General features: G+C 74.3%; 12 protein-coding genes. 10 read left to right on the top strand and 2 right to left on the bottom strand.

The window, feature by feature from the left end:
* Positions 1 to 92 precede the first annotated feature (92 nt).
* Positions 93 to 428, bottom strand: a complete 336-nt coding sequence (locus tag ACFV88_RS22660; RefSeq protein ID WP_385493565.1) for a WhiB family transcriptional regulator — start codon at positions 426 to 428, stop codon at positions 93 to 95.
* Positions 429 to 824: 396 nt separating this feature from the next.
* Between ACFV88_RS22660 and ACFV88_RS22655 the strand changes: the two genes are divergently transcribed.
* From ACFV88_RS22655 to ACFV88_RS22640, 4 genes are all read left to right on the top strand, one after another.
* Positions 825 to 1436 (top strand): response regulator transcription factor, encoded by a 612-nt coding sequence (locus ACFV88_RS22655; RefSeq protein ID WP_003948568.1) that lies wholly within the window; start codon positions 825 to 827, stop codon positions 1434 to 1436.
* 366 nt (positions 1437 to 1802) lie between these two features.
* Positions 1803 to 2378 (top strand): sigma-70 family RNA polymerase sigma factor, encoded by a 576-nt coding sequence (locus tag ACFV88_RS22650; RefSeq protein ID WP_385493564.1) that lies wholly within the window; start codon positions 1803 to 1805, stop codon positions 2376 to 2378.
* Between the two features lie 183 nt (positions 2379 to 2561).
* Positions 2562 to 4067, top strand: a complete 1506-nt coding sequence (guaB, locus tag ACFV88_RS22645) for an IMP dehydrogenase (protein ID WP_385493562.1) — start codon at positions 2562 to 2564, stop codon at positions 4065 to 4067.
* Between the two features lie 117 nt (positions 4068 to 4184).
* Entirely contained in the window at positions 4185 to 5309 is a 1125-nt protein-coding gene (locus ACFV88_RS22640) for a GuaB3 family IMP dehydrogenase-related protein (protein WP_385493561.1), read from the top strand.
* Positions 5310 to 5490: 181 nt separating this feature from the next.
* On the opposite strand, the gene ACFV88_RS22635 is transcribed toward ACFV88_RS22640, so the two are convergent.
* Entirely contained in the window at positions 5491 to 6741 is a 1251-nt protein-coding gene (locus ACFV88_RS22635) for a nucleotide sugar dehydrogenase (protein ID WP_385493560.1), read from the bottom strand.
* Between the two features lie 300 nt (positions 6742 to 7041).
* Between ACFV88_RS22635 and ACFV88_RS22630 the strand changes: the two genes are divergently transcribed.
* From ACFV88_RS22630 to ACFV88_RS22605, 6 genes are all read left to right on the top strand, one after another.
* Positions 7042 to 8751 (top strand): glycerol-3-phosphate dehydrogenase/oxidase, encoded by a 1710-nt coding sequence (locus ACFV88_RS22630; RefSeq protein ID WP_385493559.1) that lies wholly within the window; start codon positions 7042 to 7044, stop codon positions 8749 to 8751.
* 457 nt (positions 8752 to 9208) lie between these two features.
* Positions 9209 to 11716, top strand: a complete 2508-nt coding sequence (locus ACFV88_RS22625) for a protein kinase (RefSeq protein WP_385493557.1) — start codon at positions 9209 to 9211, stop codon at positions 11714 to 11716.
* 234 nt (positions 11717 to 11950) lie between these two features.
* Positions 11951 to 14731, top strand: coding sequence for a protein kinase (locus tag ACFV88_RS22620; protein WP_385493556.1), 2781 nt, complete (start codon positions 11951 to 11953; stop codon positions 14729 to 14731).
* Between the two features lie 5 nt (positions 14732 to 14736).
* Positions 14737 to 16056, top strand: a complete 1320-nt coding sequence (locus tag ACFV88_RS22615) for an amidase family protein (protein WP_385493555.1) — start codon at positions 14737 to 14739, stop codon at positions 16054 to 16056.
* Between the two features lie 57 nt (positions 16057 to 16113).
* Positions 16114 to 18009 carry a protein kinase gene (locus ACFV88_RS22610; RefSeq protein ID WP_385493661.1) on the top strand — a complete coding sequence of 632 codons (1896 nt, stop codon included), beginning with the start codon at positions 16114 to 16116 and terminating at the stop codon, positions 18007 to 18009.
* Positions 18010 to 18044: 35 nt separating this feature from the next.
* Positions 18045 to 20060, top strand: coding sequence for a protein kinase (locus ACFV88_RS22605; RefSeq protein WP_385493554.1), 2016 nt, complete (start codon positions 18045 to 18047; stop codon positions 20058 to 20060).
* The last annotated feature ends 104 nt before the right edge of the window (positions 20061 to 20164 follow it).

Genomic DNA, 20164 nt, shown 5'->3' with positions numbered 1-20164 from the left:
AGCCCTCCGTGCGCGCCATCCCCACCGTCCGCGCGCACGATGCCCGGGGCGGGTGGCCGGCTCGCCCGTCCGGGTGGAGAGGAAACGTTCCCTCAGTGGGGGCGGGGTGCGCCGGGCGCCGCGGGCGCCGCGCTCGCCGGGACCAGCCGGTTGCGGGCCCGTCCCATCAGTTCCTCGCGTTCGTCCTCGGTGAGTCCGCCCCAGACCCCGTAGGGCTCGCGCACCTGGAGCGCGTGCGCGGCGCACTCGGCCCGCACCGGGCAGCGCATGCAGACCTCCTTGGCCGAGTTCTCGCGCGCACTGCGTGCCGCACCGCGCTCGCCCTCCGGGTGGAAGAAGAGCGAGCTGTCCACCCCGCGGCAGGCCGCGAGGAGCTGCCAGTCCCACAGATCGGCGTTCGGTCCGGGAAGGCGGGAGAAATCTGCCATTGCGTGTCCCCTTCAGCGTGCGTACAGCTGGTGGCCGTGCCGACGCGGACAGCGCCCACGACGCTACAACTACTGTCGAAGAAGATGAAAATATGACTCTTTGCGAATCTAGCCTCAGACACCGGTGAAAGTGAAGAAAAGCCGCTAAATGGGGCATCGGTCTTGACGAAAGCTTTCTCATCACGCGCCGTGCCGAGGGAGTGTCGGACCCCTCACGTAGAGTGCCGAAGGTGGCTGAGTGACCCGTAACTCTTTCGGGTGACCATCGTTGAGAGGTCCGGAGGCGGTTGAGCAAACAAGCGCTCGGGCACACGTCCGGGAGCGTCAACCGCACAGGTGACGATTCGTACCAGCCTGGAGGCTCAAGGTGACGCGCATCAGCTGCGGAGGGCGGTCATGACTTCCGTCCTCGTCTGCGACGACTCCCCGCTCGCCCGGGAAGCACTCCGCCGTGCGGTGGCGACCGTGCCCGGCGTCGAGCGGGTCACGACGGCGGCCAACGGCGAGGAAGTCCTCCGCCGCTGGGGTGCCGACCGCTCGGATCTGATTCTGATGGACGTGCGCATGCCCGGACTGGGCGGTGTGGAAACGGTGCGGCGGCTGCTCTCCGCCGACCCGGGCGCCCGGATCATCATGCTCACGGTCGCCGAGGACCTCGACGGGGTCGCCCTCGCGGTGGCCGCCGGGGCCCGCGGCTACCTGCACAAGGACGCCTCGCGCGCCGAACTGCGCGCCACGGTCACCCAGGCACTGGCCGACCCCACTTGGCGGTTGGCCCCCCGGCGCCTCAGGTCGGCCGAGATGGGCGCCGCGCCCACCCTCACCGCCCGGGAGATCCAGGTGCTCGAAGGCATGAGCCACGGCCGCTCCAACGCGGAGATCGGTCGCGAGCTGTTCCTCTCCGAGGACACGGTGAAGACCCACGCCCGGCGGCTGTTCAAGAAGCTCGGCGCCTCGGACCGCGCGCACGCCGTGGCGCTCGGATTCCGGTGGGGCCTGGTCCGCTAGGAGGATCGGTGCCGCCCCACGGGTACGGCGATCCCCGCCCGCCCACGGCGGGCGGGGCGGGGCGCGCCGTGGTGCGCCGACCCCTCCTGACCACGGCGAAGGTCATCGACGGGCCCCCTCCGGGGCCCGTCGGAACCGGTGCATATGGTGGGGTGGACGGGCCCGTTCGCGCGGTGTGTACGACGCGCGTCCCCCGTTTCGCGGCCGATGCCGCATCCTTGAGGTGTGGAGTTCCTCGGGGACGGGTCGGCCGAGCGGAAGGGGAGGGACCGGGATATGAGCACCGGCGCACCTACTCATAACGCTTCGGTGCACAACAATGGACGCGGTGCCACGGACGGCGGAGCGGCAGGGCACCATGGACCGATGCGCGAAGACGAGCCCACGGTGATCGGTGCGCTCGTCCACCGTGCCGTCGACGGTGACGCGCAGGCCACGCACGACCTGCTCGCCCGCGTGCATCCGCTGGCGCTGCGCTACTGCCGCACCCGGTTGTCCCGGTTGCCCGGTGACGCACGGCACTTCGTGGAGGACCTCGCCCAGGAGGTCTGCGTGGCGGTGCTCCTCGCACTGCCGCGTTACAAGGACACCGGGCGGCCCTTCGAGGCGTTCGTCTTCGCGATCGCCGCGCACAAGGTCGCCGACCTCCAGCGGGCCGCGATGCGGCACCCCGGTTCGACGGCGGTCCCCTCCGACGAGATGCCCGAGCGGCCCGACGACTCGCTCGGACCCGAGGAGCGCGCGCTGTTGAACAGCGACGCGGCCTGGGCGAAGAAGCTGCTGGCCAACCTCCCCGAGAACCAGCGGGAGCTGTTGCTGCTGCGGATCGCGGTCGGGCTCACGGCCGAGGAGACGGGGCAGATGCTCGGGATGTCCCCCGGCGCGGTCCGGGTCGCCCAGCACCGCGCCCTCAGTCGCCTCCGCGCCCTCGCCGAGCAGTAGTACCCGTTCCGTCGGACGGCCCCGGACACCCGCACGTGTCCCGCCGGACCCGCCCGACGGACGTCCACCGGCTCGGCGCACGTCCGGTCACCCTCCGTCGAGCGCACGCGAACGGGGAATGGGAGCCGTCCGCTTCCCGTTAGCATGGACATCCCGCACGGACAAGGCCATCTGGAAGGTGTCATGACTGCCAACGTCGACGGAGTACCCGGGAAATTCGCGACACTCGGGCTGACCTACGACGATGTGCTGCTCTTGCCGGGCGCCTCGGACATGGCGCCGGACCAGATCGACACCTCCTCGCTGATCTCCCGCAACGTCCGCGTGAACATCCCGCTGCTCTCCGCGGCGATGGACAAGGTCACCGAGTCCCGCATGGCCATCGCCATGGCCCGCCAGGGCGGCGTCGGCGTCCTGCACCGCAACCTGTCGATCGCCGACCAGGCGAACCAGGTGGACCTCGTCAAGCGCTCCGAGTCGGGCATGGTCACCGACCCGATCACCGTGCACCCGGACGCCACCCTCGGCGAGGCCGACGCGATCTGTGCCAAGTTCCGGATCAGCGGCGTCCCCGTCACCGACGGCAACGGCAAGCTCCTCGGCATCGTCACCAACCGTGACATGGCCTTCGAGACGGACCGCTCGCGCCAGGTCCGCGAGGTCATGACCCCGATGCCGCTGGTCACCGGCAAGGTCGGCATCTCCGGCGGCGACGCGATGGAGCTGCTGCGCCGCCACAAGATCGAGAAGCTGCCGCTGGTGGACGACGGCGGCGTGCTCAAGGGCCTCATCACCGTCAAGGACTTCGTCAAGGCCGAGAAGTACCCGAACGCCGCCAAGGACGCCGAGGGCCGGCTCATCGTCGGTGCCGCGGTGGGCGTCGCCGGGGACGCCTTCGAGCGTGCCCAGGCCCTGATCGAGGCCGGCGTCGACTTCATCGTCGTGGACACCGCGCACGGTCACTCCCGGCTGGTCGGCGACATGATCGCCAAGATCAAGTCGAACTCCTCGGGCGTGGACGTCATCGGCGGCAACATCGCCACCCGTGACGGTGCGCAGGCCCTGATCGACGCCGGCGCGGACGCGGTCAAGGTCGGCGTCGGCCCCGGCTCCATCTGTACGACCCGGGTGGTCGCCGGCATCGGCGTTCCGCAGGTCACCGCCATCTACGAGGCGTCGCTCGCGGCCAAGGCGGCCGGGGTCCCGGTCATCGGGGACGGCGGCCTCCAGTACTCCGGTGACATCGCCAAGGCGCTGGTCGCCGGCGCCGACACCGTGATGCTGGGCTCGCTGCTCGCCGGGTGCGAGGAGTCCCCGGGCGAGCTGCTGTTCATCAACGGCAAGCAGTTCAAGTCGTACCGCGGCATGGGCTCGCTCGGTGCGATGCAGTCGCGCGGCGACCGCCAGTCCTTCTCCAAGGACCGCTACTTCCAGGAGGGCGTCGCCTCCGACGAGAAGCTGGTGCCCGAGGGCATCGAGGGCCAGGTGCCGTACCGCGGTCCGCTCTCCGCGGTCGTCCACCAGCTCGTCGGCGGACTGCGCCAGTCCATGTTCTACGTCGGCGGCCAGACCGTTCCCGACCTCCAGGACAAGGGCCGGTTCGTGCGGATCACCTCCGCCGGGCTCAAGGAGAGCCACCCGCACGACATCCAGATGACCGTCGAGGCACCGAACTACAGCCGCAAGTAACCCGCCACCGCAGGCAGCGGCCCGACGAGGGCGGCTCCGGGAGACTCCGGAGCCGCCCTCGTCGCGCGTGTCGGGGATACTGGAAGGCGCTGGAACGCAAAGGGAGAGGCCACACACGTGACTGAGATCGAGATCGGGCGCGGCAAGCGCGGGCGCAGGGCGTATGCCTTCGACGACATCGCCGTCGTGCCGAGCCGTCGCACGCGCGACCCGAAGGAGGTCTCGATCGCCTGGCAGATCGACGCCTACCGCTTCGAGCTGCCGTTCCTGGCGGCCCCCATGGATTCGGTGGTCTCCCCGCAGACCGCGATCCGCATCGGTGAGCTGGGCGGCCTGGGCGTACTGAACCTCGAAGGGCTGTGGACCCGCTACGAGGACCCGCAGCCGCTGCTGGACGAGATCGCCGAGCTGGACTCGGTGACCGCGACCCGCAGGCTCCAGGAGATCTACGCGGAGCCGATCAAGGAAGAGCTGATCGGGCTCCGCATCAAGGAGGTGCGGGACTCCGGCGTGGTGACGGCCGCCGCGCTGTCCCCGCAGCGGACCGCGCAGTTCTCCAAGGCCGTCGTGGACGCCGGGGTCGACATCTTCGTCATCCGGGGCACGACCGTCTCCGCCGAGCACGTCTCGGGCGCCGCGGAGCCGCTGAACCTGAAGCAGTTCATCTACGAGCTGGACGTGCCGGTCATCGTCGGCGGCTGCGCCACGTACACGGCGGCGCTGCACCTGATGCGGACCGGCGCGGCGGGCGTGCTCGTGGGCTTCGGCGGCGGGGCCGCGCACACCACCCGCAACGTGCTGGGCATCCAGGTCCCGATGGCGACGGCCGTCGCCGACGTGGCCGCGGCCCGTCGCGACTACATGGACGAGTCCGGCGGCCGGTACGTGCACGTCATCGCCGACGGCGGGGTGGGCTGGTCCGGTGACCTGCCGAAGGCGATCGCCTGCGGCGCCGACGCGGTGATGGTCGGCTCGCCGCTGGCCCGTGCCACCGACGCGCCCGGCAAGGGGCTGCACTGGGGCATGGAGGCGGTGCACGAGGACGTGCCCCGCGGCAAGCTGGTGGACCTCGGGGCGGTCGGGACCACGGAGGAGATCCTCACCGGTCCCTCGCACATCCCCGACGGGTCCATGAACTTCTTCGGCGCGCTGCGTCGGGCCATGGCCACGACCGGCTACAGCGAGCTCAAGGAGTTCCAGCGGGTCGAGGTCACGGTGGCCGACGCGCAGCACAAGCGGTGAGGTAGCCGCCCGGGAGCGTGCGCGGCCCGGGCGGTGTGGGGGTGCTTCGGCCCGATGAACGGGTCCGGGGCACCCCCCTTTTTTCGTGGGCGGGGACGGGTGGAGGCGGGTCCGTGCGGGTGCGCTGTGTTCGCTCGCGACGGTCTCCGCGCTCCTCCGGCCGAGGGCTGGTGGCCCTCCGTCAGAGGCGGTGGGCCGTTCCGGTGGGGGTGGCGCCCGTGGTGTCCAGGAGCAGTTGGGCCTTGACCGCGAGGCCCTGGAGGTCGTAGGTGCGGTGGTGCTGGAGGAGCAGGGTGAGATCGGCGTCGGCGGCGGATTCGTAGAGCGAGTCCGCGCGCGGAACCGGGCGGTCCAGGACGCTCCACGCGGGGACGTAGGGGTCGTGGTAGCTGACCGAGGCGCCCAGTTCCATCAGGCGGACGGCGATCTCCCGGGCGGGGGAGCCCTGCCGGTCGGGGACGTCGGGCTTGTAGGTGACCCCGAGCAGGAGCACCCGGGCGCCCCGCGCCGACTTCCCGTGTTCGTTCAGGAGCGTCGCGGCCCGCTGGATGACGTACCGGGGCATCTGGCCGTTCACCTGCTGGGCGAGTTCGACCATCCGGAGCGGGCGGACCGCGTACTGGGGGCCGGAGAGGTCCTGCGGCACCCCGTGGCCGCCCACTCCGGGTCCGGGGCGGAACGCCTGGAACCCGAAGGGTTTGGTCTCGGCGCAGCGCACGACGTCCCAGAGGTCGACGCCGAGGTCGTGACAGAGCACGGCCATCTCGTTGACGAGGGCGATGTTGACGTGCCGGAAGTTGGTTTCCAGCAGCTGTACGGTCTCGGCCTCCCGGGTGCCGCGCGCGCGGACCACCTTGTCGGTGAGGCGTCCGTAGAACGCGGCGGCCGACTCGGTGCAGGCGGGGGTGAGGCCGCCGATGACCTTGGGGATCGCGGTCCAGGGGTGGGTGCGGTTGCCGGGGTCCACCCGGCTGGGGGAGTACGCGAGGTGGAAGTCGCGGCCGGCGCGCAGTCCGGAGCCCTCCTCCAGCAGGGGGCGCAGGTACTCCTCGGTGGTGCCCGGTGGGACGGGCGATTCGAGGATGACGGTGGTGTGCGGGCGCAGCCGACCGGCGAGGACGCGCGCCGCCTCACCCAGGGGGGTGAGGTCGGGCGATCCGTCCGCGCCGCGCGGGGCGGGCACGCAGATCACGGCGGTGCGGACCCGGCCGAGGCCCTTGGAGTCGGTGGTGGGGGTGAATCCCCCCGCGAGCATCCGGCGCAGCTCGGCCGTGCTGAGGACGCCGCCGTCGAGCAGCGGGGCGGGCCCGTGCCAGCCGTCCGGGGCGGGACGGAGGTCATGGCCGAGGGTGGGGATCCCGGCGGCCACGGCGGCCTGGGCGAGGGGCAGTCCGAGCGGGCCGAGGCCGATGACGGCGAGGTCTGCGGGCATGACGGGGGCGTCCTTCCCAGTAGCAAGGAACGGGAGGGTCGCGCAAGCCCTGTGGACAAAGTGGACCAGCGCACTGTCAGACTAGGAGTAAATATGACCGTTTTGCGGTATTGGGCGCCGTGACGCACCGAGTGTTGTCCACAGGTGGACGGTGGGTGGTGGTGGAAGCGCGGTCGCGCGGCGAGAATCGGTGCACGGGGTGACGATGGCACCAGAGGGTAGGCGTGAGGTGTGCGGTACGGGGGGCACGGGCACCCGCCGGATGTGCGGGACCGGCCCCGGACGTGACGGGAGGCAGCGGTGAGGACAGCGACACTGGGCCCGGCGGAGCGCGCCGAGTCGCTCGCGGGCATGGCCGAGCGCGAGTTGGACATCCTGGTCGTGGGCGCCGGGGTGGTCGGAGCGGGCACCGCGCTGGACGCGGTGACCAGAGGGCTGTCCACCGGCCTGGTGGAGGCCCGCGACTGGGCCTCGGGCACCTCCAGCCGCTCCAGCAAGCTGATCCACGGCGGGCTGCGCTACCTGGAGATGCTGGACTTCGCCCTGGTGCGGGAGGCGCTGAAGGAACGCGGCCTGCTGCTGGAGCGGCTCGCCCCGCACCTGGTGAAACCGGTGCCGTTCCTCTACCCCCTCCAGCACAAGGGCTGGGAACGCCTCTACGCCGGCTCGGGCGTCGCCCTGTACGACGCGATGTCGATGGCCAAGGGGCACGGCCGGGGCCTGCCGCTGCACCGGCACCTGAGCCGGCGTCACGCCCTCCGAGTGGCCCCCTGCCTGAAGAAGGACGCCCTCACCGGCGCCCTCCAGTACTACGACGCCCAGATGGACGACGCCCGCTACGTGGCCACCCTGGTCCGCACCGCCGCCGCGTACGGGGCGAAGGTCGCCAACCGCGCCCGGGTCATCGGCTTCCTGCGCGAGGGCGAACGCGTCGTCGGGGCGCGGGTCCAGGACGTCGAGGGCGGCGGCGAGTACGAGGTGCGCGCCAAACAGGTCGTCAACGCCACGGGCGTGTGGACCGACGACACCCAGGCACTGGTGGGGGAGCGCGGCCAGTTCCACGTCCGCGCCTCCAAGGGCATCCACCTCGTTGTCCCCAAGGACCGCATCAACGCGACGACCGGCCTCATCCTGCGCACCGAGAAGAGCGTCCTGTTCGTCATCCCCTGGGGCCGCCACTGGATCGTCGGCACCACCGACACCGACTGGGACCTCGACAAGGCCCACCCCGCCGCCTCCAGCGCCGACATCGACTACCTGCTGGAGCACGTGAACTCGGTGCTCGCCGTCCCCCTCACCCGGGACGACGTGCAGGGCGTGTACGCGGGGCTGCGCCCCCTGCTCGCCGGGGAGTCGGACGCCACCAGCAAGCTGTCCCGTGAACACACGGTCGCCCACCCGGTGCCCGGTCTGGTCGTCGTCGCGGGCGGCAAGTACACGACCTACCGGGTGATGGCCAAGGACGCGGTGGACGAGGCGGTGCACGGCCTCGACCAGCGGGTCGCCGACTGCGTCACGGAGGACGTCCCGCTGGTCGGCGCCGAGGGGTACCGGGCGCTGTGGAACGCCCGTGCCCGCACCGCCGCGCGCACCGGCCTGCACGTGGTCCGCGTCGAGCACCTGCTCAACCGGTACGGGTCGCTCAGCGAGGAACTGCTCGACCTCGTCGCCGGTGACCCCGGCCTCGGCGCACCCCTCACCGGGGCCGACGACTACCTGCGCGCCGAAGTCGTCTACGCCGCCTCCCACGAGGGCGCCCGCCATCTGGACGACGTCCTCACCCGGCGCACCCGCATCTCCATCGAGACCTTCGACCGGGGCACCCGCTGCGCCCGGGAGGCCGCGGAGTTGATGGCCCCGGTGCTCGGCTGGGACGAGGGACAGATCGAGCGCGAGGTGCAGCACTACGAGAAGCGGGTGGAGGCCGAGCGGGAGTCCCAGCGCCAGCCGGACGACCTCACGGCGGACGCGGCGAGACTCGGCGCCCCCGACATCGTCCCGCTCGGCTGACCGCCCCGGCCCGTAGGGCGCTGCGGGGCACGGGGGCTGACCCCCCGTGAGGGGAGGGCGGCCCGTCGTGCCGCCGCCCTCTCCTCGGCGGGCGTGACGATCCCGCGCTCTTCGCCCACCCCGGAGCGTTTCCCGCCCCGTACGGCAACTCGCCGTGCACGGAAGGTCGCTGGAGCGTCACCGTGGGGGCGCCGCGCCGATACGGGACTTGCCCTTACCGGACAACGGGGAGAGGCTGTCGCACAGGGCCGGGACCTTCCCCGGAGCCGGGGCGTGTGCTGCCCTGCTCCGAAGCCGCCGGCGCGGCTCCCGCCGTGCCGGCACGGCGCGGGACACGGACCAGGTGACGGCCACCCCCGATGCGTTCGTCATGGGTGACGGACGCCCCCGGGGCACCGGGCGATCCCCCGGTGGGGGACAATGAAGGCTCTGTCAGGGCGGGTTGCAGAGGGGACGCATGTCGGACGCGGAACAGAGGGGCGGGGCCCGTCGCGACGTCACGGCCGCCCTGACCGGGGAGCGGAGCGACGAGAAGTCCGGCACGCGGTCGGGAACGTCCCGGGCCACCGAGCCCCGCAAGGGAACCGGTGCCGGATCGGCGGACCTGCCGGGCCGGGAACCCGATGCGGGGGAGCCCGGCAAGTCCGGTGCGCACCAGGGCGATTCGACCGGTGCACGGGGTGCGGCCCGTGCCGGCGCGACCAGCCCCCCGCGGGACGCCCAAGACGCAGGGGACGCCGGGGACCCCGGGCCCGCCGCCTCGGAACGGGCACCGGCCGACCGGTCGGCGCCAGCCGCCGACCGCTCCGCCGGCAGCAGGGCGCGCGGCGGCCGAACCACCCCGACCGCGACCGGCGAACGCCTGCTCGCGGGCCGGTACCGGCTCGGTGACGTGCTCGGCCGGGGCGGCATGGGCACGGTCTGGCGGGCCAAGGACGAAACCCTCGGCCGGACCGTCGCCGTCAAGGAACTCCGCTTCCCCCACACCATCGACGAGGAGGAGAAGCGCCGCCTGATCACCCGCACCCTGCGGGAGGCGAAGGCGATCGCCCGCATCCGCAACAACAGCGCGGTGACCGTCTACGACGTGGTCGACGAGGACGACCGCCCGTGGATCGTGATGGAACTCGTCGAGGGCAAGTCCCTGGCCGAGGCGATCAAGGAGGACGGCCTCCTCACCCCCCGCCGGGCCGCCGAGGTCGGCCTCGCGGTGCTGAACGTGCTGCGCGCCGCGCACGGCGAGGGCATCCTGCACCGGGACGTGAAGCCGTCCAACGTGCTCATCGCCGACGACGGCCGCGTGGTGCTCACCGACTTCGGCATCGCCCAGGTCGAGGGCGACCCGTCCATCACCTCGACCGGCATGCTCGTCGGCGCCCCCTCGTACATCTCGCCCGAGCGCGCCCGGGGCCACCGCCCCGGACCGGCCGCCGACCTCTGGTCGCTCGGCGGGCTGCTGTACGCGTCGGTGGAGGGCATCCCGCCGTACGACAAGGGCTCCGCGATCGCGACCCTCACCGCCGTCATGACCGAACCCCTGGACCCGCCGCAGAACGCGGGCCCGCTGGAGGAGGTCATCTACGGGCTGTTGGCGAAGGACCCCGAACAGCGGCTCGACGACGAGGGCGCCCGCGCCCTGCTGACCGACGTGCTCAACGCTCCTGACGGACCGGCAGCCGCGCCCGCCGACCCGACGGTCGTCATCGCGATGCCCGTGGTGACGGAGGCCGCCCTCGCGGAGCAGCGCGCCCAGCGCACCCGGGGCCGGGGGGCCGAACGCAAGAAGTGGTCCACCCGCAAGCCGGGCGCCGCGGGTGCTGCCGCGGCCGGGTCCGCCGCGGCGGCCGGTGCGGGTTCCGCGCGGGCCGCCGCGGCGCCGCCGGTCCCACCCCCCGCGCCGCCGCCTCCCCCGGGTCGTCCGGGTCGCCCCGGTGCGCGGACCGCCCCGGGCGCCACCGGCGCCCTCCCGGGCGCCGTCTCCCCGGCCGTCGCGCCGAAGGCCGGGGCCGGCGCCGGGCGTCCGGCACCGATCGGAGCCGCCCACGGTCGGGCGGGCGCCCCGCAGTCGGGCCCGCCCGGTGCGGCGACCGGCGCACCGGTCGTGACCCGCAGCAGTGGTTCCCGCGGCCCCGGGGCCGCGCTGACCGATGTGATGCCCCGCCGCACCCTGGTGGTGATCGCCGTGGTCGTGGCCCTCGCCGTGGTGGCGGGCATCGTGGCCCTCGCGATGCGCGAGGACGACACCGCCGGCGACGAGAGCAAGGGCAGCGACAAGGTCGCCTCCAGCGGCGCCAGCGGCGGTGACGGCTCCGCCGGTCAGGGCACCGAGGGCGACGCCAAGGACACCGGCGAGGACACCGGTACGGGCGCCGACGACCCCGCCGACAAGAAGGCCGGGGACGACGCCACGGACCCTGACCAGGACACCGGGGACAGCGGGGCCACGGGCGACACCGGGAAGGACACCCCGGACGACGCTGCGGACAAGAAGCCCGACTCCGACTCCGGCAAGGAACCCGGCAAGGAGTCCGGCACCGCCGCCTCCACGCACCGGCACGACCAGGGGTTCTCCATCGGGCTGCCCAAGGGCTGGAAGCTCCGCTCCACCGACCTCGCCGGCGCCCGCTACACCGGACCGAACGGTCAGCGCCTGCTCGTCGGCTGGACGACCACCCCCAAGGACGACGCGGTCGCCGACTGGAAGAACCAGGAACGGTCCATGCGGCGCGCGCAGTACGAGCGCGTGCACATCAAGGGCGTCGACTACCGGGGGTGGGAGGCCGCGGACTGGGAGTTCACCTACGCCGAGGACGGCACCACGTACCGGGTGACCAACCGCGGGTTCGTGGTCAACTCCCGTCAGGGGTACGCCCTCATGTACACCGCCCGGGCCGCCGACTGGAGCGGCGCCGACCGCAAGCAGACCTGGCGGACCTTCACCGAGACCTTCCAGCCCAAGTCCTGACGCACCGCCCGGAGTCGGGCGCGTCGCACCCGGCCCCCGCCACCGGGGGGTGGTCCGGAATCCGCGGCTCCGCCGGGTCACGGGCACCGAACGTCCCACGAGATCCGGCATCCGCGCTCGACGCCCCGCTCAGGACACGTATCGTGAAGGCTCGCGGACCGTGTGCAGCGGGACGCGGACGCGCAACCGACGGAACCGACCGACCGTACCGGACCACCGGACAGGGGGAGCGCCGTGGACGACTACGCGGGGCGCGTGCTCGCCGACCGCTATCGCCTGCCCCTCGCGCCGTCCGACGAGGACGCGGCGTACCTGCGGGCGTTCGACACCTACAGCGGACAGGAAGTCCTGGTCCGACAGGTGCCGTTGCCGGAGATCGTCGAAGCCGAGGTGCTCGACGCGGACGGGTTGCCCGAGGGCTTCGCGCTCAGCGAGTCGGGCCGGGCGGCCGTCGCCCGCGCCACCGACCCCGCCGTGCGCCGCGCCATCGAGGCCGCCCAGGCCGCCGCCCAAATACCCGATCACCCCCGCCTCGACCAGGTCTTCGACGTCTTCGCCGACGGCGGCTCGCTGTGGATCGTCAGCGAACTCGTCGCCGCCCGACCGCTGTCCGCGTACCTCGACGAGGAACTGCTGTCGCCCTACCGGGCGGCCGAGGTCGCCGCGGACGTCCTGACCGGGCTGCGCGCCCTGCACGCCCACGGCTGGGTGCACCGCAACATCACCGCCCGCACGGTGATGATCCTCGACGACGGCCGGGTCATGCTGACCGGGCTCGCCGCGGGGGCCGCCGAGGAGGCCCTGTGCGGGTACGACCCGCGCCCCGACCCCGCCGCCGGCGCGCCCTCCGGCACGCCCCGGGGACACGTGGGCGACGGCAGCGGCTTCGGTAGCTCCCCCGGCAGCGGGCGCGCCACCGTCGCCGGCCCCTGGAACGGCGCATCCCCGGACGCTCCCCCCGCCCCGGACACTCCCTCCGCCCCGGACGGCCTCCTGCCTCCGGACGGTTGGTCCCCCGCGGGTCGGTCCTTTGAGGGTCGGTCCCCGGACGGCCGCCCCACCACCGGCCGCACCTGGGCCGAGGCGACCGGCGCCGGCCGGCCCCCCGCACACCCCGACGCCCCCCGGCCCGAGGCCACGGCAGCGCCCGCGCACCCCGCCGCGCCCGCTGCCGCTCCGGGAACCCCGGGAACTACAGCGCTCCCCGCGCTGCCCGGTGCACCGGGCGCCGTCGCGGGCGGCCCCCGGCTGCCCGCCGAGGGCACCGACGCCCGGGCCGCCCGGGCCGGAGCGATAGCCGCCTACCGGGCCGGCGCCAAGGCCGCCGCCCGGGTCAGCGAGGAGCAGCGGGCCGCGGGCCTGCCCGAGGCGCTCGGCCCGGCCGGGACCCCCGCCCCGCACCCCGACGGCACCGGCACTGCGCACGAGGCGCCGCCCGGCCGGGACACCCCGCACGGTCGGATCACCGACCCGTACGGGGTCCGTCGCCCGTCCGCGTCGCCCGACCGTCCCGCGCTCCCCGGCGCCCCGGCCCCGTCCGGCAGCTGGCACGGCGCCCAGCCCCGGGCCGGTGCCGCGCCCGCCCCGGACCCGTCCCGGGTCCCCGCACAGCACTCGCCCGTCCCGACGGCGCCCCCTGCCCCGACGGCGCCCCCCGCACCGGGCGCGTCGTCCGAAGGCGGCTGGGGCAATGCGCCCAGCGCCCCCCGCCGCGGCCCGGCCACCGCGATCGCCGCCGAACGCGCGCGGCAGGCCCGGATGGCCGTCGTCGGGCCCGCCACCGAACGCTGGGCCCCCGAACAGGCCGGTCCGGTCCACGAGAACTGGCAACTCGCCGCGCCGATCGGGCCGTCCACCGACCTGTGGGCGCTGGGCGCCCTGCTCTTCCGGGCGGTCCAGGGGCACGCCCCGTACCCCGAGGACAGCACCGCGGAACTCGTGCAGCTGGTGTGCGCGGAGCCGCCGGCATTCGCCGAGGAGTGCGGTCCGCTGCGCCCGGTCGTCGAGTCGCTGCTGCGTCAGGACCCCACCGAACGGCCCGACTTCGAAGAGCTGCGCGGCTGGCTGCGGTCGCTGATCCGCTCGGCGCCCGAGCCGGACGCCGGGACGTTCGTGATCGCCGCGCCGCCGCCCGATCCGCGCCGGCTCCCGGTGATCCGCCGGCGCGGGGAGCTGCTGCGCCGGCGCAAGCCCCGCTCCCGGTCCCAGAGCGGCACCCACCGGCACCGCAAGGAGGCCGGCCCCGCGACCCCCGCCCGCCTGGGGCGCACCCTGCTGCTGCTGGTGCTCCTCGGGCTCTCCGGCGCGGTGGCCTACGCGATGTTCTTCATGCCCGAGTCCGGCACCGACGCGGGCGAGGGCCAACGGGCCAGCTCCGTGGGCGGCGCACCGGACGGTTCGTCACGGTCCCCCGCCGGCCGCTCCGAAGAGCCGGGCGGGAACGGCGAGGGCACCCGGCCGGGCAAGACGGACGAACCGAAGGAGCCCGCCAAGACCGAGAAGCCCGCTGCGCCGGGCAAGAGCGGTGAGGGGGAGCGGACCGGTGCCGCCGACCCCGCCGTGCCGGACGGCTTCACGGTCCGCAAGGACGCCGAGGGCTTCCACGTCGCCGTGCCCAACGGCTGGGAACGCCAGCCGAAGAACGCCAGCGGCCAGATCGTCTACACCGACGGACGGTTCCAGCTGCTGGTGGTGCCCGGCCGGGATGCGGTCAGCTCGCACGGCTCCGACCCGCTGGTCTACATGCGGGAGACCCAGCGCGAACTCGACCCCTTCCGGGACTCCACCTGGTCCACGTCCAGCGGCATGCGGACCATCGAGGTCGGCGGACAGATCAGCGGCGAGGGCCAGTTCACCTGGACGGACACCGGCGGCGGCGAACTCTTCGTACGCAACCGGGCGATCAACGTCGACGGCCGCTACCACATCGTCCAACTCCGCGGCCCGGAGTCCGAACGGGACCGGGTGACGGAACTGTACGAGCAGGCCGCCTCGACGTACCGGGCCAAGGGCTGACCCGCGTGTTCCCCGAAGGTCGCAGGCTCCTGCGGTTCGATCCCGAGCAGGGGGACGACGTGGACGCGCGCCGTCGGCGCACGGAGGGCGCCCGGGTCCCCGCCGAGCCGACGCCGGCGAAGGACGTCGACGGGCCGCACGGGCCGCTCAGCGGCTACGCCCGCATGACCGCCTGCGAGATCGCCGCCGCGGTCGGCTCGGGTGCCCTGTCGGCACGCGAGACCGCAGCGGCGGCGCTGGACCGCATCACCCGGCACGACACCGTACGGGCCTTCACCGAGCCCTGGCCCGAAGCCGCCGCCGCGCAGGCCGCCGAGGTCGATCGCCGGGTCCGCGCGGGCGAGCGGCTGCCGCTGGCCGGGGTGCCCCTCGGGGTCAAGGCCACCGGAGGGATCGGCGCCCGCCAGACCCGCCGCCTGATGCAGGCCGGCTGCGTACCCGTGGGCGCGACCTCCACCCCCGGCCGGGGAACCGGCTGGCAGACCTGGGGAGCCACCGACCGCGGCCCCACCCTCAATCCGCACGACGCCCGCTGGAGCCCGGGCGGTTCCTCGGCGGGCTCGGCAGCCGCCGTGGCCACGGGCATCGTTCCGCTGGCCACCGGCAGCGACGGCGCCGGGTCCGTCCGCATCCCGGCGGCCTGGTGCTCGGTGATCGGACTGAAACCCACCAACGGCCCGGTTCCCGCCCGGGACCGGGCGGGGCTCACCATCGCCGGCCCGCTCGCCCGTACCGCGGCCGACGCCGCCGCTTACCTGGATGCCCTCACCGACCCCACGGCACGGTCCCGACCGGTTCCCCCCGAGCGTCCCCTGCGCGTCACCTGGTCGGCGACGCTCGGCTTCGCCGACACCCTCGACCGGATCGGCAGCACCGCGCAAGCCTTCCTCACGGCCCTGACCGGTACGGGGGCCCTGATCCGGCAGGACGTCCCGGTCCGGCTGCCCGACCCGGCCCCGTGCTGGTCGGGGCTCCGTGGCGACAGCACCGTGAGCCCGGACGTCGTGAAACGCCGCATCGCGGACCTGGAGCGGGAACTCGCCCGGGTGTTCACCGAGGTCGATCTGATCGCCACCCCGACCACGCCGAACCCGCCCCACGGCCACCAGGGCCCCGGCGACGTCATGAGCGTCGCGTTGACCTGGGCCTTCAACGTCACCGGCCACCCGGCCATCACCCTTCCCGCCGGAACGACCGCGGCGGGGGAACCCGTCGGGCTGCAACTGATCGCCCGGCGGCACCGTGAAGCGGACCTGCTGGCCGTGGCTGCCGCCGTCGACGCGTACGCACCGGCGCCGGCCCGGACCGGGAGCCCTGGAGCCTAGACTTGAGGGCACGTCAACTTGGTGCCCGGCACCACACCACGGGGGAACGTGAACCAGATGAACGGCGTGCTGCTCGCCGGGCGTTACCGGCTTCAGGAGTGCATAGGGCGCGGCGGCATGGGCCGGGTGTGGCGGGCGCGCGACGAAGTGCTCCACCGGTTCGTGGCCGTCAAGGAGTTGACCGCGGCCCTGTACGCGGCCGAACGCGACCGGCCCGTCCTGCTCCAGCGCACCCGGGCCGAAGCCCGGGCCGCGGCGCGGATCTCGCACCCCGCCGTGGTCACCGTGCACGACGTGCTGGAACACGACGAACGCCCGTGGATCGTGATGGAGTTGATCGACGGCGGCTCCTTCGCCGACGCCGTGCAGGACCGCGGCAGGATCGAGGCGGAGGAGGCGGCCCGCACCGGACTGTGGGTGGTGCGCGCGCTGCGGGCCGCGCACGACGCCGGGGTGGTGCACCGGGACGTCAAGCCCGCGAACGTCCTGCTCGCCTCCGACGGACGGGTCCTGCTGACCGACTTCGGGATAGCGCAGGTCGACGGGGACAGCGGGATGACCAGGACCGGCGAGATCGTCGGTTCCGTCGACTACCTCGCCCCGGAGCGGGTGCGCGGCGGTGAACCGGGCCCCGCCTCCGACCTGTGGGCGCTCGGCGCCACCCTGTACACGGCCGTCGAGGGCGTCTCGCCGTTCCGTCGCCCCTCGGCGCTCGGCACCTTCCAGGCCGTGGTGGACGAGGAACCCGCGCCGCCCGCCCACGCCGGACCGCTCACCCCGGTGATCACCGCCCTGCTGCGCAAGGACCCCGAGGCCCGCCCCGCGGCCGAGGAGGTCGAGCGGATGCTGGAGGAGGCCGCCGAGGGCCGTTGGCCGGTCGAGACCGGTCCCGCCGCGGGCTACACCCCGACCCGCCCCGTCCCGCCGGAGGTGCTCGCCGGGCTCGCCGCGGCCCCGCCGCCGCCCGGGGAACCGCCGGCCCCCACCCCGCCGACGTCGACCCCGGTGCCGGGTGACCCGGCGGCGTCCAGCGCCCTGGCCGGCGCGCCGACGACGTCCACCCCCGCCCCGTCCACCCCTCTCCCGCAGGGCCCTCTCCCGCCGAGCCCGCTGCCGCCCGCCCCGTTCCCGTCCACCCCGGCGCACCCCGTCGTGCTGCCGACCACGACGGTGGCGCCCGCCCCGCCGGCCGGTCGGCCGCGCTGGTACGCGTACCTCGCCGGGGCGGTGGCCGTCGTCGTCCTCAGCGTGGGCGGTGCCGTGGTCCTGCGCTACGTCGACGGGGGCGGCCGGGACGACCGGACCGCGGCGTCGGACCGCAGCGTGGCTCCGGCCGCCACCGGCTCGACGGCCCCCGGCGCCAGCGCGTCCCCGTCGGGGGCGTCCTCGGGGACCCCGGCCGGAACCCTCAGCAAGGGCCCCGAAACCCCCGCGGCCGGCCCCACGGGCAGCACGCCCGACGCCGGTACGAGCGCCCCGCCCGCCGAAGGGGTGCCCGCCGGTTGGGTGCGCGTCAACGACCCGGGGGGTTTCAGTCTGGCCGTACCGCAGGGCTGGCAGCGGAAGACGACTCGGGGGCAGATCGACTACACGCCCGACGGCGGGGAGCACTTCCTGCGCATCGGCGTCGACCCGAGCCCCGACTTCGACAGTCCGTACGCCCATCTGCTCGACCTGGAGAAGCAGCTCACCCGGCTGACCGACTACAGCCGCCAGCAGTTGGTCCCCCAGACCTTCCGGGACCGGCCGGGAGCCCGCTGGGAGTTCAGCTGGGTCTCCGGCGGATCGGACACCGCGCCCGGCCCGCGCCGGGCCGTGGAACAGGCCTACTTCAGTCGTGACGGCGTCGAGTACGCGATCTACATGTCCGGTCCCGAGGCGGATTGGGCGACCACGCGCGCACAGTTCGAGACGGTGCTGGGCAGCTGGCGGGAGAACCCGGACGGAACCTGACCGCATCCCCCGAACTGTGGGGCATGATGGGCTACATGGGGACCAAGGGGGACCGTGCGGAGGTCGGAACGGGTGCCAAGTCCCGTCTCATCGGCGGGCGTTACCTGGTGCGGACCCGGCTCGGCCGGGGCGGCATGGGGGTCGTGTGGGGCGCCGAGGACCAACTGCTCGGGCGGCCGGTGGCGGTCAAACAACTCGACTCCGATCCCAGCCTGTCCGACGCCGAAGCCCGTAGGGTGCGGGCCCGCACCCTACGGGAGGCGCGGGCGGTGGCGGGCCTGCGGCACCCGAACGTGGTCGTCGTCCACGACGTCGTGGAACACGAGGACGACGCGTACATCGTGATGGAACTCGTCACCGGCGGTTCCCTCGCCGACCGGGTCGCCGCGCACGGTCCGTTACCCGTCGCGGAGGCCGCCCGGATCGGCATCGATCTGCTCGGTGCGCTGTCCGCCGCCCATGCGACGGGGGTGCTGCACCGGGACCTCAAGCCCGACAACGTCCTGGTGGAGGCCGGTTCCGGGCGGGTGGTCCTCACCGATTTCGGGGTGGCGCGGGTCCCCGGCTCCCGGACCCTCACCGAGGAGGGCATGTTCGTCGGCTCGCCCGAGTACAGCGCGCCCGAGCGGATGTCCGGCGGACCGAGCGGCCCGGAAGCCGACCTGTGGTCCCTCGGAGTGCTCCTGTGCGCGGCGCTGACCGGGCAGTCGCCCTTCCGGCGGGATTCGATCAGCGGCACGCTGCACGCCGTGGTGGCCGAGGAGATACGGCCGCCCGCGCAGGCGGGTCCCCTGTTGCCCGCGGTCCGCGGCTTGTTGGAGCGGGACCCCGCGCGGCGGCTCGGGGCGGCGGAGGCCGAGCGGCTGCTGCGGGCGGGGCTGGTCGGTGCGGGGTCCCCCGGGCACGGCCTCCCGCCGACCGGGCCCCGCGGCCTCCCGGTCGTCCCCTCCCAGCCGTCGGGCGGCTCGCGGCCGTCCGCCCCCTTACCGGGCGGGCCGTCACCGGGCCTCCCCTCGCCGGACGCCCCGGTGTCCGCATCCGTACCCGCATCCGTTCCCGTGCCGCGGGGGCTTCCGCACGCCGTGCCGTCCGGCGGGCCCGGGACCGGCGTCCCGTCCGGCGCCCGGCCCGCGCCGTCGATCGACGGCGAACCGCTGCTGACGGCCTCCGCAGTCTCGTCCGCCGCTTCTTCCGCCGCTTCTTCCACGGCCTCCTCCACGGTGCCCTCCGCCCCGGCCCGGATGCCCCGCGGAACGGTCCTGGTGGCGGTGTTGGTCGCCGCCGTGGCCGGGGCCGTCGTGGCCGGCTCGGTGATGCTGCTCGACCTGGGACGGCACGGGGACGACAGCCCGGTGATCGCGGGGCCGACCGTCACCGAGACGGCCACCGCCTCGACCGGACCGGTTCCCGCCGACGGAGCGGACCGGCCCCGTGCGGACGCCGTGCCCCGCGGCGACACCGGGACCGCCGCGTCGGGCACCGCCCCGACCAGCGCGAACCCGTCCCCGAAGCCGGCCGTCACGGTCACCCGAGGGACCGGCGCGGCCGGTGCGCCGAGCGGTGCCGCCTCGGGTGCCGCCAGCGCCCCCGCGGCCGTCGCCCCCGCGAGCACCCCCCGCACGCGGGTGCCCGCGGGATACCAACTGGTCGACGACCCGGCGGGGTTCTCCGTCGCCGTCCCCGACGGGTTCACCCGGTCGCGGCAGGGCGACTGGATCGACTACGCCTCGCCCGGCGGCGAGGTCCGCATCCAGGTACGGATCGGCGACCGCCACCCCGGCGGTCCGGTCGCGGCGCTGAGCGAGGACCACGGCCGGGGCAAGGAGCGCAGGGCCGAGGTCACCGCCGCCGTGCACCGGGGCCACCCCGCGGCGCGCTGGGAGCTGGTCACCCGGGCCAGGCCGAAGAAGGGCGGCGACCGGTTCACCGGCGACTTCGCCTGGCAGGACGCTACCCGCCTCACCACCGTCCGGGTGTCCGCCCCGGACAGCTGGTCGGGGCAGGCCAGGACCCACCTGGCGACGGCCGTGGACACCCTGACGCACCGCTGAGCCGCGGGCTGACGCACCGCTGAGCCGCGGGCTGACGCACCGGTGGGCCGTGGGCTGACCCACCGGTGACGCGGACCGGACGGGGCGCCGGGCGGCCCGAGGCG

Origin of the sequence: Streptomyces sp. NPDC059816 (assembly GCF_042732055.1) — a bacterium.
GTDB lineage: Bacteria > Actinomycetota > Actinomycetes > Streptomycetales > Streptomycetaceae > Streptomyces.
Note: the sequence above shows the minus strand (reverse complement) of the source record. Positions and strands in the feature narration are given on the sequence as shown.

What these genes read in the sequence shown, in the direction of transcription:
- ACFV88_RS22605 (WP_385493554.1), top strand. Translation starts at nt 18,045, where the DNA reads ATGGGGACCAAGGGGGACCGTGCGGAGGTCGGAACGGGTGCCAAGTCC.
- ACFV88_RS22635 (WP_385493560.1), bottom strand. Translation starts at nt 6,741, where the DNA reads ATGCCCGCAGACCTCGCCGTCATCGGCCTCGGCCCGCTCGGACTGCCC.
- guaB (WP_385493562.1), top strand. Translation starts at nt 2,562, where the DNA reads ATGACTGCCAACGTCGACGGAGTACCCGGGAAATTCGCGACACTCGGG.
- ACFV88_RS22660 (WP_385493565.1), bottom strand. Translation starts at nt 428, where the DNA reads ATGGCAGATTTCTCCCGCCTTCCCGGACCGAACGCCGATCTGTGGGAC.
- ACFV88_RS22610 (WP_385493661.1), top strand. Translation starts at nt 16,114, where the DNA reads ATGAACGGCGTGCTGCTCGCCGGGCGTTACCGGCTTCAGGAGTGCATA.
- ACFV88_RS22655 (WP_003948568.1), top strand. Translation starts at nt 825, where the DNA reads ATGACTTCCGTCCTCGTCTGCGACGACTCCCCGCTCGCCCGGGAAGCA.
- ACFV88_RS22650 (WP_385493564.1), top strand. Translation starts at nt 1,803, where the DNA reads ATGCGCGAAGACGAGCCCACGGTGATCGGTGCGCTCGTCCACCGTGCC.
- ACFV88_RS22625 (WP_385493557.1), top strand. Translation starts at nt 9,209, where the DNA reads ATGTCGGACGCGGAACAGAGGGGCGGGGCCCGTCGCGACGTCACGGCC.